11 protein-coding genes are annotated in these 15137 nt (G+C 73.3%); 2 read left to right on the top strand and 9 right to left on the bottom strand.

Going from position 1 to position 15137, the window contains the following annotated elements:
* Positions 1-288: 288 nt before the first annotated feature.
* Positions 289-1485, bottom strand: coding sequence for a CopD family protein (locus AB0D08_RS28875; protein ID WP_359892968.1), 1197 nt, complete (start codon positions 1483-1485; stop codon positions 289-291).
* A gap of 381 nt (positions 1486-1866) precedes the next feature.
* Here AB0D08_RS28875 and AB0D08_RS28870 point away from each other — a divergent pair, with 381 nt between their 5' ends.
* Complete coding sequence (locus tag AB0D08_RS28870; protein WP_359892966.1) at positions 1867-4956, top strand: M66 family metalloprotease; 3090 nt, start codon at positions 1867-1869, stop codon at positions 4954-4956.
* 59 nt (positions 4957-5015) lie between these two features.
* Here AB0D08_RS28870 and AB0D08_RS28865 read toward each other — a convergent pair whose 3' ends face one another.
* From AB0D08_RS28865 to AB0D08_RS28830, 8 genes are all read right to left on the bottom strand, one after another.
* Positions 5016-5804, bottom strand: a complete 789-nt coding sequence (locus AB0D08_RS28865; protein WP_051813727.1) for a sigma-70 family RNA polymerase sigma factor — start codon at positions 5802-5804, stop codon at positions 5016-5018.
* A 607-nt stretch (positions 5805-6411) separates the two neighbouring features.
* Positions 6412-6885, bottom strand: coding sequence for a hypothetical protein (locus AB0D08_RS28860; RefSeq protein WP_359892963.1), 474 nt, complete (start codon positions 6883-6885; stop codon positions 6412-6414).
* Positions 6882-7925, bottom strand: a complete 1044-nt coding sequence (locus tag AB0D08_RS28855; RefSeq protein ID WP_359892961.1) for an SCO0930 family lipoprotein — start codon at positions 7923-7925, stop codon at positions 6882-6884. Before AB0D08_RS28855 ends, AB0D08_RS28860 begins: the two co-directional genes overlap by 4 nt.
* Positions 7926-8088: 163 nt before the next feature.
* Positions 8089-9525 (bottom strand): NADH-quinone oxidoreductase subunit NuoF family protein, encoded by a 1437-nt coding sequence (locus AB0D08_RS28850; protein ID WP_033823431.1) that lies wholly within the window; start codon positions 9523-9525, stop codon positions 8089-8091.
* On the bottom strand, positions 9522-10337 hold the full coding sequence (locus AB0D08_RS28845; RefSeq protein ID WP_051813731.1) for a hypothetical protein: 816 nt from the start codon (positions 10335-10337) through the stop codon (positions 9522-9524). Before AB0D08_RS28845 ends, AB0D08_RS28850 begins: the two co-directional genes overlap by 4 nt.
* 148 nt (positions 10338-10485) lie before the next feature.
* Positions 10486-11868 carry a DUF1996 domain-containing protein gene (locus AB0D08_RS28840; protein ID WP_033823432.1) on the bottom strand — a complete coding sequence of 461 codons (1383 nt, stop codon included), beginning with the start codon at positions 11866-11868 and terminating at the stop codon, positions 10486-10488.
* Positions 11869-11936: 68 nt separating this feature from the next.
* Entirely contained in the window at positions 11937-12608 is a 672-nt protein-coding gene (locus AB0D08_RS28835; RefSeq protein WP_033823433.1) for a DUF4142 domain-containing protein, read from the bottom strand.
* A 250-nt stretch (positions 12609-12858) separates the two neighbouring features.
* Complete coding sequence (locus AB0D08_RS28830) at positions 12859-13629, bottom strand: helix-turn-helix domain-containing protein (RefSeq protein WP_051813732.1); 771 nt, start codon at positions 13627-13629, stop codon at positions 12859-12861.
* 545 nt (positions 13630-14174) lie between these two features.
* Here AB0D08_RS28830 and AB0D08_RS28825 point away from each other — a divergent pair.
* Positions 14175-15077 carry a LysR family transcriptional regulator gene (locus tag AB0D08_RS28825; protein ID WP_051812565.1) on the top strand — a complete coding sequence of 301 codons (903 nt, stop codon included), beginning with the start codon at positions 14175-14177 and terminating at the stop codon, positions 15075-15077.
* Positions 15078-15137 lie beyond the last annotated feature (60 nt).

The following is a 15137-nucleotide window of genomic DNA, read 5'->3' as shown; positions in this document are numbered from 1 at the left end:
AGCAGGCCCGACTCGGCGAAGGTCACCACCAGCACGGCCAGCGCGCCGAATGCGGCGAGCAGGGAGGACCCGCTGGTCGGGTCGACGGCCGCCAGCAACCCGGTCATCGGGGCCCCGGTGCGGCCGTCCGACGGTCCGGGCGCCGTGGCGCCGGAGAACTGGACACGTCTCGAACGCTACTCGGGTGGCCGTCCGGGCACCGGGTGGGACCGGTCGCCGGCCCCGTACGCCGCCGCCGACCCGGGAGGATTCCCAGGTCGGCGGGGTGGTGGCGGGTGGTGCCGCGGTTCAGGCGGCGGCGGTCGCCGGGGTCGCGGTGCCGTCGGTGCGGCGGCGGGCCAGCCGGCCGGAGACCCGGTAGGCACCGACCATGAGGACGACCACGGCGGCGGTCTCCGCCGTGCCGTAGACCCAGGTGGAGGCGCTGACCTCCTTGGCGGGGAGCTTCGGCAGCTTCTTGGCCGGGATGGGGGTGGCGGACTGCTCGGCCGCCCGGGCCTGGAAGGCCTGGTTGCGGGCGGAGCCGTGCAGGAAGGGCGCCACGAACAGCAGCGTCATCCCGAGCAGCACCTCGACCGCGACGACCAGCGGGAACCGGCGCAGCAGCAGCGTGGCCAGCGGGCGCTGGTCGCCCTCCTCGCGCAGCGCGTCGATCTTGGGGTGCAGCCAGAACTGGTTGACCATGCCGAGCAGCAGCAGCCCGCCGAAGATCAGGATCTTCACGCCGAGCACCCGGCCGTACATGGTGGTGACCAGCTGGGTCGGGCCGTCCACGTGCGCCCAGTACAGGAACAGGCCGGACAGGGTGATACCGGCGACGCTCGCCATCGCGGTGACCGAGAAGCGGCGGATGGCGGCCGACCAGAACGGGCGGCGGCCGGCGGCGGGCACCGCGCCGGGGAAGGCGAGCAGCAGCAGACCGGCCAGGCCGCCCAGCCAGACGCCGCCGCCCAGCAGGTGCAGCATCCAGACCAGGGTGTCGAAGCTGGTGCGGCCCCAGTCCGCGGGCGTCCTGGTGGGGAACTTGGTGGTGCCGAGCGCGACGGAGGAGGCCGCGAGGCCGGCGGACAGCAGCCACCGGCGCGCCGGTCCGGCCGCGATCGACCGGACCACCAGCGGGGCGACCAGGGCGGCGCCGGCCAGTGAGAGGGTGACCTCCAGGCCGGACAGGCGGCCGGCGTTGCTGCCGTCGAAGAGGGTGTCCCAGGCGGCGGCGTAGTCGTAGCCGTGGGTCTTCGAGGCACCGTGCGCCAGGTCGGTGAGGACGGCCGGGACGACCAGGACACCGAGGACGGCCGCGGCCAGCGAGAGCCTGGCGGTGACCGCGGGGAGTGCGGCGGGCGCGGTACGGGCGGCGGCCGGGCCGGCGGACAGCAGGGCGAGGGTGGTGAGCCCGACCGCTCCCATCAGGGTGACCCAGGTGGTCCAGGCCACGGCGCTGTCGATGAACGGGCCGAGCGGCGTCGAGGGCGCGGCCGCTGCCAACGACGTCAGGGCAGGGGGAACCAGAGGCGAGGGCACGGGGGGTGGCCTTCCTTGCTGTGAGTGGGGGAGCAGGAGCTTAGGTTAGCCATGCCTAATTAGAGGCGCAACCACCCGCCCGGGACTGTCGACGGCCACGGCCGGGACCGTCGGGACACCTGTGACCTGCAGCGTTGCCGGTGGGGCCGGTGGGTCGGGCGCTCTCCCTTGGGGCGGTGGCGTGCTGACGGTGCGTCCGGTCATGCCGGTGCGCCGTCCGGCGTACACCGGTTCGCTCCTTCGGGGGGCCTGTCGTGTCCACGGTCGGTCATGGGCGGGTCAAGAGATCGCCCGCATGTCACTCTGCGTTACCGAATGAACCGGTCCCACGAGGAGGCAGGCAGGATGCTGAACAGGATGCGACAACGGCTGGCCGCGGCAGCGGCGGCGGGCCTGGTGTCCGGCCTGCTGCTCACGCCCGCTCCGGCGGCGGCCGCGCCCCCGCCCGTCCCGCTCGGACTGACCGTCACGGTCAGCATGGACTGGTTCGAACGCTTCGAGGTCCCGGACTCCGGGATCGACGAGGAGGGCGAGTTCTTCCCCGAGGTCACCATCGGCGACGGCGCCCTGCAGACCGGGCCGATCGTCTCCGACGACGCCTTCCACCCGAACACCGTGCGCGAGCACTGGGTGTTCGACCAGCACCTCACCCTGCCCGCCGGCCAGACCTCGCTCAGCATCACCGTCGGCATCAAGGACGACGACGACGGCCTCGGCTTCGACGACGACCGGATGGACATCAGCCCCACCAACCAGGACGTCGAGCTCAACCTCACCTACAACGTGCTCACCGACACCTGGTTCGGCGACGGCATCGGGCACGGACCCGGGCCGGACTCACCCTGCACCGACCGCGACGGCCACCCGCAGGGCCAGGCCTGCGCCGTCGGCGACGGCGACCCCAACTTCCCCGAGGCCGGTGACGGCAAGCGCGCCGCCCTCGGGCTCACCATCACCAGCAGCGCCCACAGCGACGCCGACCAGGACGGCATCGCCGACCGCGACGAGAGCTACGGCATCCGCAACGCCGACAACTCCACCGCCGTCGACCTGCCCGCCTTCGGCGCCGACCCGCTGCACAAGGACCTCTTCCTCGAGCTCGACCACAGCGGCAACACCGCCCCCTCCCACGAGTCCCTCGAGGTGGTCCGGCGCTCCTTCGAGCTGGCCCCGCTGCCGAACCCGGCCGGCGGCAACGGCATCCGCCTGCACGTCGACTCCGGCGGCCGCTACGACGCCACCGCGATGGAGGGCCCGCCGCAGGGCACCTGCACCGACGGCATCGACAACGACGGCAAGGACGGCGCCGACGGGGCCGACCCCGACTGCACCTTCCGCGACACCGGCGTCGAGGACTTCAAGGCCACCTGCGGCAACGGCATCGACGACGACGGCGACGGCAAGACCGACGCGGTCGACCCGGACTGCCTGGCCGGCGAGAACCTCGGCGGCGGCGGGGTGATCCCGGCCGTCGACAACTGCGGCTTCGACCCCGCGTTCTTCCAGAGCAAGGCCACCAACTTCGCCGCCGTCCGCCAGCGTGCGTTCAACTACGTCATCTACACCTCCAGCCACACCGACTCCGACGGCGCCGGACCCGACACCGACTGCGGGATCGGCGGCCACGGCGGCGGTACCGACATCGTGCTGTACCGCAACGACCCCGCCGCGCTCATGCACGAACTCGGGCACAACCTCGGCCTCGACCACGGCGGCAACGAGGCCCACAACTGCAAACCGAACTACGTCAGCGTGATGAACTACGACCTCAACTCCGGCATCCCGCGCGTCGGCGGCGGTGTGGTCGTCGACTTCTCACCGGCCCGGATCGCCCTGGACGGCACCTCACGCGGCAAGGCGCCGCTCGACGACCTCAAGGAGAACGACCTCCACGAGGACCGGGTCCTCGACCCGAACGACGCCGTCAACAACTTCGTCTTCATGGACGACACCGGGGTCAAACGCACCACCCCGCTGAACCGGAACCCGGACTGGAACGGCGACAACCCGGCCGGCTACGGCGACGACGGTGCCCAGCAGATGTCGGTCAACGTCGACGCCGCCGGCCCCGCCGACTGCACCAACAGCACCAAGGACAGCCTGCTCACCGGCCACGACGACTGGAAGCTCGTGCAGAGCTACCTGCCCGGCCGCTTCCCGAAGCCGGGCAGTGCCCCGCCGGTGCTCGAGTCGCGGACCTTCCCGACCAAGGCCGAGGCCGACCGGATCCGGGCCGTCAACAACACCACCGACCTCTCCGTCTCGCTCACCGACGCGCCCGACCCGGTCATCGCCGGGACGAGCCTGACCTGGACGGTCACCGTGGCCAACCACGGCCCGAACCCCGCCACCTCCACCCGGGTCACCACGACCCTGCCCGCCGACGTCACCAACCCGACCAGCAGCGTGCCCTGCACGGTCACCGGCGCCACCGTCACCTGCAACCTGTCCGAGGTCGGCCTCGGGGCCACCCGGCAGTACACCATCACGGCGGACGTCCCGGCCGACCTGGTCCACCGCAACGGCGGCCCGAAGACCATCACCGCCGGCTCCACCGTCGACAACCTCGCCGGGCCCGACGCGAAGCCCGCCGACAACACCGCCACCGCCGACACCAAGGTGGTCGCGGTCGCCGACCTGGCCGTCACCGGCCTGGCCGCCCAGGCGCCGCCCACCCAGCTGGTGATCGGCCGGCACCTCGACGTCACCCTGCACAGCACGGTCGCCAACCTCGGCCCGTCCAGCCCGATGGACGCCACGGTGCGCACCGACGCCCTCCCGGACCCCGGCGCCACGGCGACCCCCGCCTCCGCCACCCGGACCGTCGCCGCGCTCGCGGTCGGCACCCCGCAGCCGTCCGATGCCGTCTTCTCCCTCGGCTGCGACCGGCCCGGCTCGCACACCTACCGGTTCACCAGCTCGATCGCCCCGGCGCGGCCCGACGACACCGACCCGGTCGCGGACAACAACCGGCGCTCGGCGGAGTTCACCCTGGACTGCATCGTCCCGGTCGCCATCAGCGTCGAACCGGAACGCGCCGAGAACCTGCTCCTGGTGCCGAACGACACCGTTCCGGTGGCGGTGCTCACCACCACCGCGGGCGAGTACGGCCTGCCGCTGGCGTTCGACGCCACCACCGTCCAGCCGCTGACCGCCCGCTTCGGGGTGCGCGACGCGGTGTACGCGGGGACGGGCGGCAGCAGCGAACCGCACCGGCAGGGCCACCCGATGGACGTGGTCGAGCACACCGAGCACCCGGCCCAGGCCGTCAAGGACGGCGACCTCGACCTGCTGCTGCACTTCGACACCGAACACTCGGGCCTGCGGCCGGGTGACGGCGAGGCGTGCGTGAAGGGCTCGTACACCGACCGGGCCGACGGGCGGACGTACCACTTCTTCGGCTGTGACAAGGTCCGGGTGGTGCCGTTCCCCTGACCGGCGGGTGACCCGGCCGCACCGGCCCGCGACGGCGGGCCGGTGCGGCGCGGTGCGGCTCAGCAGGGCTGCACCGCCTCGGGGCGGGCCGGCACCAGCGAGGTGGTCACGATGCGGCGGTTGGCCCGGCGGAACTCCGCCGCCACCCGGACGCAGCCGCGGCACTCCTCCAGGTGCTGGGCCAGCTCGCGTCCGCGCCGCCGTCCCGGCCGCCGGACGGCGCCGGCCAGCAGCGCCGTGAAGTAGCGGCACTCGAGGTCGGTGCCCTCGTCGACGTGGGCGCGCAGGTACGCCTCGCGCAGGCCCTCGCGGGCGCGGGCGGCCAGCGAGCGCACCCCGCTCGGCGTCATGCTCATCCGCTGGGCGACGGCGGCCGCCGGCTCGCCCTCCACCACGAAGAACCACAGCAGCACCTGCCACCGTTCCGGGAGCGAGCGGTAGGCCCTGGCGATCAGCGCGGTCTCCTCGGCGGCCAGCAGCGCGCCCTCGGTCTCGGCGTCCCCGGCCAGCCGCTCGGCCCAGGTGTTGAAGTCCTCCGGCAGCACCACCCGGTCCCTGGTCTGGGCGCTCCACTCCATCGCGGTGCGGCGCACACAGGCCATCAGGTACGGGCGCCAGGCGTGGCGGGGGCCACGGCCGCGGGCGACGGACAGGTAGGTGCTGGCGTAGGCCTCGGCGGCGAGGTCCTGGGCGGTCTGGGGGTCGCGGCAGTAGCTGCGGGCGTAGGCGAGTACGGCGCTGTGGTGGCGCTTGAACACCTCGGCCATCACCTCGCGGATGCGGGAGCCGCCGGTCGCGGTCGCGGTGGGGAGCACCGCCGCGAGTTCGGCGTCGCTCAGTGTGCTCAAGCCCGATTCGAGGGTACTGGTACGAACGGTCAACTTGTTCCTCCTCAGGTCTGGCCATCTCGCGTGGGGGAGTTCGCGGGGCCTGGCCGGCGCTACGGCGCACGGGCCGGGACGGGGAGCTGCCCGGTTGAGGGCATCGACGACGGTCTGCTGCGGGACCGTCGGGACGGTGTGGCAGGAAGGGCCACAGCACACCAGTCCCACGGGTTTCCGGGCAACAGGCGTCGGACCGCTCCCGCATCCGGTGATTCCGGATCCGAATGTGGGGAATCCGCATGCGGGGTGGCGGAGCCGCGTACGGGCCGCACTTGACGCACCGTGAGGCAAGTCGCCGGGCCCGTCGGCACCGTGGCGAGGCCCCGTCAAGTGCGTCGGCCCGGGGATAACGGAAATACTCATACAGCATTTGCATGGTCGGCAGGCGTTTCGGCGCGGGTTTCCTGACGTGCCACCAGTTTTCGCGGGGCGGTGTCCGGCGGGGATCCCCGCCTCGCGCCCCGCCGTGATCCCCCGTGGGACCACAACGGGTGAGGGTTCCCACCGGCGCCGGCCGGTGGGAACCCTCACCCGTGGTTCGTTCCGCTGTCCTCCTCTCCGTGTTCCGCGGTCACCCGCTACCGGTGTGGGAGTGGGCGCCGGTGTGGTCGACCCCGCCCACCACGGTCCCGCCGAGCAGTCCGTGCAGCAGGTCGGTGGTGGTGTCGGACAGGACGACCACCCACCTGTCGCCCACCAGGTACGACCCCCCGTAGGCCTTCGCCTCCGAGGTCCAGGCGTCCTGGGCGCCCGTGGTCGGGAAGGTGGCGATCCAGATCTCCTCCCCGTCCGAGGTGCAGACGCCCTGCCGGAGGTCGGCGGCATTGGTGGTGATGTCGGCGGTGCAGCCGATCCGCCGTGCCAGGTCCTCCACCGAGCTGCGGCCGGCGGCGGCCGCCCGGGACGTCCCGGCCAACCCGCCCGGCCCGCTGAGGAGTTCGACGACCCCCAGGACCAGTAGGAAGACCAGGGCGACCCACTGGAGAACCGTGCGGACGGACGGGAGGCGGGTGGTTGCCGCGAGGGTGCTGTCCGGGGCCGTCACTTGCCGGTGGCCGCCTTGCCGGCCGGGTTGATGGCCGACCACACGCCGCCGATGCCGTTGCCGAGGGCGTCACCGGGGCCCTGGTCGCCCGAGTAGAGGTACACGGGCGTGCAGTTGATGCTCAGCTGCCAGGTGCCGTCCGGCCGCTGCATCTTGCCGACCAGCTTCGGGTCGATCCCCTTGATCTTGTCGGCGTCCACCGGCGGGGCGGCCGGCCAGGTCTTCAGGCAGTCGCCCTCGCAGTTGGAACGCATCGGCCAGGCGGTGTCCTTGGCGAAGTGGTACAGGGTGCGGCCGTTGGCGTCCACCATGATCTGGCCGAGCTGGGGGTGGGTCATGAGCGAGAGCTGAACCTTGGCCTGGGTCGGCTGCGGCATGGTGGTGGCGGGGGCGGGAGTGGCCGGCGCCGGGGTGGCCGGCGCGGGGGTCGCCGGGGCGCCGCCGGCCTTGGCCTTCGAACCGTCGGGGGCGAGCGCGTTCCAGGTGCCGCCGACGCCCTGGCCCTTGGTGTCGCCGGGCGCGGTGTCCTGCGCGTAGCGGTAGGCCGGCCAGCCGCCCACGGTCAGCTGGCGGCTGCCGTCGGCCCGGGTGACCTCGCCGAGCTTGCTCGCGTCGACGCCGCTGCCGGCGGTGGTGCCGTCCTTGAGGACCGGCGGCCAGGTGGTGGCGCAGGCACCGGAGCAGTTGGACATCGGCGGCTTCGCGGTGTCCTTGTCGAAGCGGTACAGGGTGAAGCCCTGGGAGTCCGTCATGACCGCGCCGAGCTGTGCGTCCATCCGGACGGCGAGCTGCCCGCCGGCCTGTCCGGCACCGGCCGCCGACGGGGAACCGGAGGCACCGGCGTCTCCGTAGGAGCCGTACGAGCCGTAGCCGCCCGCCCCGGCCGGGGCGGGGGTCGCGCCGACCAGCTGCCCGGGGTCGGCCGACCGGTTGTTCGGGCTGGCGCTGCTGCTGGAACTTCCGAAGGCCGCCATGAGCACGAGGCCGGCCAGCAGGAGGCAGACCGCCACGAGTCCGTAGCGTTTGGTCGTCGTCGTCAAGGTGTTCCTTGCCTTTCCATCGGTGGAGCCGGGGGCTTTCGAGGGAATGCGGAATCGGTCGGGTCGGGACCGGCCCGGGTGGGGCCGGGCCGGTCGGGGCGGGTGTTTCACGGGCAGGGGGTGGCCGGGGGATACGGCCGGCCTCGGTGGCGCCGGGGGCGGCTCACTGCATCCGCAGGGCCAGCGCGGGGCAGCGGTCGACGGCCCGGGCCGCCTGCTGGAGCAGCTGCGGGGGGACCGGCATGGTGCCGGCGGCGGGGAAACCGTCCGCACCCAGGCTGATCACCTCGGGCAGGACGCTGGTGCACAGGCCGTGGGCCTCGCACAGGGTCCAGTCCACGACGATGGTCCCGGCGCTCTCCATGACCGGCATCGGGAGCACGTTCTGCACGGACCGCCCGCAGCCGTACTGGTAGGAGTGCAGTTGGAGGTCGTCGTCGAAGACCTCCAGCGCGGAGGCCACGAACCGGGACGCGGCGTCCGGGTGGCTGCACGCGCCGCGGCCGGTGACGGCGCGCATCCGGGTCTCGACGGCGTCAAGGGCGGCCCGGCCGCCGCCTCGTACCACCTCCTCCAGCGCTTTGACCAGGGCGGGAAGGCCGAGGTAGCACGGGCCGCACTGGCCCGCGGTCTCGTCGGCCATCCAGCGGGCCACCCGCAGGGCCTCGCCCAGCGGGCAGGTGTTCTCGGGGAGGGGCAGGATCGCGCCGGCGCCCAGGGCGCCGCCGAGGCTCTGGAAGGACTGGCGGGAGACCACGGCCTGGGCGGCCGCGTCGGGTGTCAGCCACTTGCCGTGGTAGCCGCCGACCAGGACGCCCTGGCCGATCTCCATGCCGAACATGGTCAGCAGTTCGGCGAGCGGGACGCCGGTGGGGGCCTCCACGACCTGCTTGCCGGCCAGCGTGAGCAGGACCGTCCCGGGCTCCGCCGGGAGTCCGACTTCTCGGTACACCAGCGCGCCCAGCCGTGCCGCGGCCGCGAGTTGGGCGTACGTCTCGGCGTTGGACAGCAGGGTCGGCAGGCCCCCGACCCCGCTGTCGCTGGTCCGTACGCCACCGCCGCGGGGCAGCGCGATCCCGCTGGTGATGCCGCGGGCCAGTGCGCTCCCCTCGCCCGAGACGAACCGTTCGGGGAGCCGGGTGACGGTGACCGGGAGCCGGGTGGACCTGCGTTCGGCCACCGCTCTGCGCAGGGACTGCTCGGTGTCGGTCCGGGTGACCCCGAGCACCACCTGCTCGGCGTCCAGTGCGGTGGCGGCCAGCAGCGCGCCGTCCAGCACCAGGTGCGGGGCGCGCAGCAGCAGCGCCGCGTCCTTGAGACAACTGGGTTCTCCTTCCGTTCCGTTGACCACCACGACCGGGCGGCCCTTGCGGCGGGCGGCCGCCTTGACGACGGCCCGGATCTTGCGGGCGAACGGGAAGCCGGCCCCGCCCCGCCCGCGCAGGTTGACGTTCTCGGCCAGGTCGGCCAGCTCGTCGGCCGGCATCGACGGCAGCCCGCCGTGGACGACCAGGTGCGAGCGGTAGTCCAGCCGCTCCTCGCGCTCCAGGCCCGCGAACAGCACCGGGCGGCCCAGCCAGGCGATGGGTGCGCCGCTCATCCGTCCTGCCGCCGTCGCTCGGAGCCGACACCGACGGTCGGCCGGGTCTCCGGCTCGGGCCGGACCGGGACGGCGGCCCGGCGCAGCGAGCCGCGGTCCTGGAAGGCGAGCCGCAGCGCCAGCGCCACCACCACGCCCGCCACCGCGAGGCTGTACAGGATGGACACCCAGCCGGCGGGGAGCCGGCCGGCGTTGAGCCCGTGGATGAGGCCGGCGCCCCAAGCCGGATAGGCGCAGATGTGGACGATCCGCCAGCGTCCGGCCTCGCCGGTCCTGGCCAGCGCCCCGCGGGCCGCGCCTGCCAGGGCCACGGCCAGCAGGACGTAGCCGGCCAGGACGCCGAGGCCGAGCACCACCGGCCGGTGCGGGTCGGCGAAGGGGATGAACGCCGACACCGCGCCGATCTGGTCCTGGATCAGGTTCATCCACACGTGCAGGACCAGGAAGACCACGCCGGCGATGCCCATCGCCCGGTGGATCGCCTGGGCGGCCAGCCGGTGGACCGGGTGCAGGAGCAGCCGGTCGGTCGCCGCGAGCCCCCACAGGACGGCGGAGGAGAACGACACCAGGGCGATGACCCCGGCCGCCACGCCGAGGAACGCCTGCAGCGCGCCGTTGACGGCGACCGCCGTCAGGCCGAGCCCCGCGGCGAGCAGCGGGAGCAGGGACCACACCGTGCGCGGGCCGGCGGTGCCGGCCTCGGCCTGGTCCCCGGCGGTGCCGGCCGGTGTCTGTCCGTCCTGGCCGCTGCGGCCGGCCGTGGCCGGTCCCTCGGCCGAACGCCGCGAGCGGCGTCCTTGCCCTGTCAACATCTGCTGAGTCCTCCGGCGTTGTGGCTGGTCCGGTTCGGTTCACCGGTCGAATGCGGGTGGGGCTGGGGGCCGGGCCGCGACCCGGGTGGGCCGCGGGGGGTGCCGCGTCCGGGTGCGCCGGGCAGGTCCCGGCGGGTGGGGGCGGGGGTCATCCGCAGCGCCGGCCCTCGTTGATGCAGCTCACCATCTGGTCGAGCAGGCCCTTGTTCATCACGTTGATGAAGTCGCCGTGGTCGGTGATCGGGTTGTGGAGCTGCTCGGGGAAGCTGTCGACGGCGAACTTGACCCCGGACGGGACGTCGTAGGCGACCCGCTCGGTCAGCTGGGGGATCGCCTTGAGGTTCTTCGGGCAGACCCCCTTCTTGTCGGAGAAGGCGGTGTGGGTGCGGTGGTTGGCGCTGTCGATGTTCTTGCCGTCCCAGCAGTCCGGGAACTTCAGGGTCCGCACCACCCGGCTGCCGCTCGGGCAGGCGGGGTACTTGTCGACGAGCTGCCGGTCCTCGAAGCCGGTGCAGCTCCAGGAGGCGTGGGCGTTGGCCGGTCCGTTGGTGAGGGCCTTGGCGTCGCCGGTGATGATGCGCAGGAAGCGGGTCATGGACTGGACCTTGTTCCCGGTGGCGGAGGTGTAGGTGATGTTGACCTCGGCCGGCTGGAGGATCTTGCCGACGTTGCGGTCCTTGCCGCCGCCCGGTGCCTTGAGGTCGCTGTCGTTGCTGCCGTTGAGCAGGCGCAGCACCGGCCAGTAGTAGGCCGACTGGTCGCCGTTGGAGCAGGTGGTGCCGGAGGCGGCGAGCCGGCCGTTGGGGGAGAACGCGCTGGTGGCGTTGTTGCCGACGTAGTCGTGCATGTGGTGGGCGCCGTTGCTGACGCCGGGGGCCACGATCACGTTGTCCGGGTTGAGGTGGCGGTTCTCGTTGCGTCCGCACTGCGAGGTGAATGTGCCGGAGGCGGGCCCGGTGCGGGCGGGCTTGGCGTTCGGGGCGACGGACTTGATGTCGACGAAACCGCGGCCCAGCTTGGACGCGCCGCCCGAGGACCTGCTGCGGTCGGCGGCGGCCTTGGCGGACTCGGGGGCGAAGTCCTTGGCGGAGGCGTCGACCTCCAGATCGCGCCGGATGGAGCAGTTCGCGAGCGCGGACAGGTCCTTGGGGAGCCCCGAGTCCGGTCCGGCGCTGGACGAGAGCTTCTTCAGGGTGGTGGTGCGTTTCGCGGCGAGGGCGCCCATCACCTTGTTCTCGCCGCCCTTGGAGCCGGCCTTCGAGAGGTCCTGGTAGGCGTCGGCGACCTGGACGTCGAGGTCGGCGAGGCTCTGGTCGACGTCGGCCTGGGCGGCGTCCGGCACCGCTGCCAGGCCGGAGCCGACGTCGGCGCAGGCGACCGTACCGAGCTGGGTGGCCGCCTGGGACCGCCACGGGCCCTGCCCGGCGAACGCCGCCGCCGCGAGGACCGACGCCCCGGTGACCGCCAGCACCCCGGCCAGCAGCAGGGCAAGGCCTCGGCGGCGGGATTTGCCGCGTTTGTGAATCCGCATAGTCGCACCTTCGAAAATGGATCGGGTGTCTCGGACAGGCCGTTGCCGGCCTTCGTGCTGCGCCCCTCCTAGCGCTGTGTCCCCGCGGGCGCCGGGACCGGGCTCGCGGACGGGGAGGGCGTCCCGCTGGGCGGACCGGTGAGGTCGCCGAACTTGACCAGTCCGGTGTCCTCCAGGACCGACATGTGGTCCAGCACCGTGGAGTTGGCCATGGTCGCCAGGTCGCGGACGGTGGAGTTCTGGGTGCTGGCGCGGACCTGCGCGACGACGGCGAACACCTGGCCGTGGGCGTTGCGCACGATGTTGGCGAACAGTCGGTCGAACTCGGGGCCCTGGGCGTCGTCCAGCTGTTTGAGCCAGGCCTTCTGCTGGGCGTTCGGCTCCGCGGGCACGTCCATGTTGAGGGTCCTGGCCGTCTCCAGGTCGGCGCGGTCGAGGTCGGTGTGCCCGTCGATCAGATGCTGGCCGGCCGTCTTGACCTCGGGGGTCCCGCCCTTGTCGAGGGCCATCCGGCCGGCGGGGATCTCCCACAGCCCGGCCAGCCTGACCCGCTTGACGAAGTCCCGGTCCAGCGGTGTCAGCGGCCCGGTCGGTGTCTGCACCGTCCCCGGTACATCGGCCGCCTGGGGAGTTCGGTACGAGCCCGCCGAGCGCACGATGGGGACCACCAGGGCGGCGACCGTGGAGATCATGGCCACGATCACGAGAAGAGTGGCGAACGATCGCGGAAGTCGGCTCACCTTGGGGATTCCGTAGGGAGCGGCTCCGGGTCCGCGCTTCTTCCTCGAAGATGACATCGGTTTCCTCATCACGCCGGGATGTGCGAGCACGCCGGCCCGCCGCGGCGGGCCCCGATCGGCCGCGTGGAACCTGCCGCGGAACCGCAGCACGGTTCCGCCGTGGAACGCACGGCAACGGACGGATCCGGGTGTTCGCAGGTCCCGGTCGAAGGTCACGGGATCTGGGTCGGTCAAGGAGCGGCCACGGCCCTCAGCGGGTGCCGGGTGGGCCGTCCTGGTGGGGCTCGGACGCCCGGGGGGCGGGCAGTTGCTCGGCGCGGCGGCGCAGCCGGGCGAACTCGGCGGCCATGCCGTGGATCTTCAGTGCCAGCAGGATCTCGAACCGCGCCTGGGAGGTGCGCAGGCTGGCGCCGAACAGCCGCTCCAGCTGCCGCAGCCGGTAGCGGACGGTCTGCGGGTGCAGGCGCAGCAGCAGCGCGGCTCTGGTCGCGCCGCCTCCCTCCAGCCAGGCGAGCAGGGTCTGCTCCAGCATCTCGCGCCGGCGCGGTGTCAGGTCGTTGAGTCTGGCGAGCCACTTGGCCGACAGGTGGCCGGCCAGCAGCGGGTCCTGGAAGAGCACCACCTGGGCCAGGTGGTCCTCGACGAAGAGGAGTTCACCGGCGGCGCCCGGCCGCTGCGGGGCCAGCGCCAGCAGAGTCCGCGCCCAGCGCAGGGAGGCGCCGGCGTCGGCGCGGGCCACCACCGGCCCCACCACCGCCGAGCCGCCCCGCAGCCAGCGGACGAGGGTGCGGTGCATGCCGGGTACGGGGTCGGGGATCAGCAGGTACGGTTCGGGCCCGTGCAGGTAGGCGATCACCTTGGTGGGGGACAGGCCCGGCGGGGGCGGCCCCGGCGCCGCGGAGAGCGCCACCGCCTGGACCGTGCCGGGGCGTTGCCGCGGTGCGGCGTCGGCGGCGGGTCCGGGGGGCCGGCGCAGCACCAGTTCCCCGCGCTCGCCGACCGGCAGGGTCAGCGCATCCACAGCGCCCCCTTCCAGGGGGTGCGCGGATGGCGGTGCCGGGTCCGGGGGCCCGGCACCGGGCGGCCGGCGGGGGTGCCGGGCCGGTCGGGGGTGAGGCGGCCGGGGGCGGGCCGGGAGGGGGTGGGCCGGCCCGGGGCGGGCCGGTCGGGGACGGCGGACGGGGATTGCGCGGACGGTCGACCGCCGGGGCAAGGGTGCACCGGAATACCTCCCTGGGAACTGCCGGCCGCGGGCGGGCCGGTCACCAGAGAAAGAGGGCCGATCCGAGGTTTCGTCCCGCTGCTTTGCGAATCCTTTGCCATTCGCGAGGTGTCGGTGGCATCCCGCGGGCGGGGTCCGGCCCGTAACCGGCCGACCGTCGGCGCACGTAGCAGCGGGGGTGGACGGCCCCGCGCCCGACCCACCGCCCGGACCGGCAACACCGCAGGTAGACCAGCACTGTGACCCGGAGCCGGGCGCAGGGTACATTGCCCTACCGGCCGGTTCAGTGCGGCACCGAGCCGGACCCCTGTGTCCCACACCGTCCGGACGCGAGCGAGGCCACGATGCGACTCAACCTCAATCAACTGGCGATTTTCGCACAGGTCATCGAATGCGAGGGATTCTCGGCGGCGGGCCAGGTCCTGTTCCTGAGCCAGTCCTCCGTGTCGAAACAGGTTCAGAACCTCGAAATAGCCCTGCGCACCCAGCTGGTCGACCGCTCAGGCCCGAAGATCCGCCCCACCCTGGCCGGCGAGGTCCTGCTGGCCCAGAGCAAGGAGGTCCTCGCCCTCGCCGACCAGGCCGTCGAAGCCGTCCACGCGGCGGCACTGCTGCGCCGCGAACCCCTGGTCATCGGCAGCACCAGCACCATCGGCCACCACCTGCTGCCCGCCCTGCTCCAGGAACTGCGCCGCCGGGAACCCGACGCGCAGCTCAGCCTTGCCGTCAGCACCGCCGACCAGCTCGCCGAGGCACTGGAGGAGGGCCGCACCGGCGTCGGCCTCAGCGGCAGCCCGCTGCCCCCGGGCCGGTACCGCTCCGAACGGCTCGCCGGCGACGACATGCTGCTGGTCTGCCCCGCCGACCACCCGCTCGCCGGACGGCGGATCGCCCCCGCCGACCTGGCCGGCGAGACCTTCCTGCTGCGCGAATGCGGCTCCCAGACCCGCCGTCAGCTGAAGGACCTGCTGCACTGCTGGGAACTGTCCGGCGCCCCGACCCTCGACCTGTGGGGCACCGAGGGCGTCAAGGAGGCCGTCCGGATCGGCCTCGGCGTCGGGCTGGTACCGCGCCGGTCCGTCCGCTTCGAGCTCCGGCACGGCGTGCTGGCCGAACTCGGTGTCAGTCCGGCCCCCGAACGCCGCACCGTGATGGCCAACTGGACGCTGGCCCGCCCGCTGACCGCCGGCGAGAACCAGCTGCTCCCGCTGCTGCGGGACGTCTCCCGGGCGACCGCCGGAGCCTGACCGCCCGGCCCGGCCCCGCCCTGGGCAACCGGGGCCGGGCGTGCCAGGATCGCGTGGCGA

This window comes from Kitasatospora sp. NPDC048540 (assembly GCF_040651175.1).
Lineage (GTDB): Bacteria > Actinomycetota > Actinomycetes > Streptomycetales > Streptomycetaceae > Kitasatospora.
The sequence above is the reverse complement of the archived record's forward strand: the minus strand, read 5'-3'. Positions and strand labels throughout refer to the sequence as shown.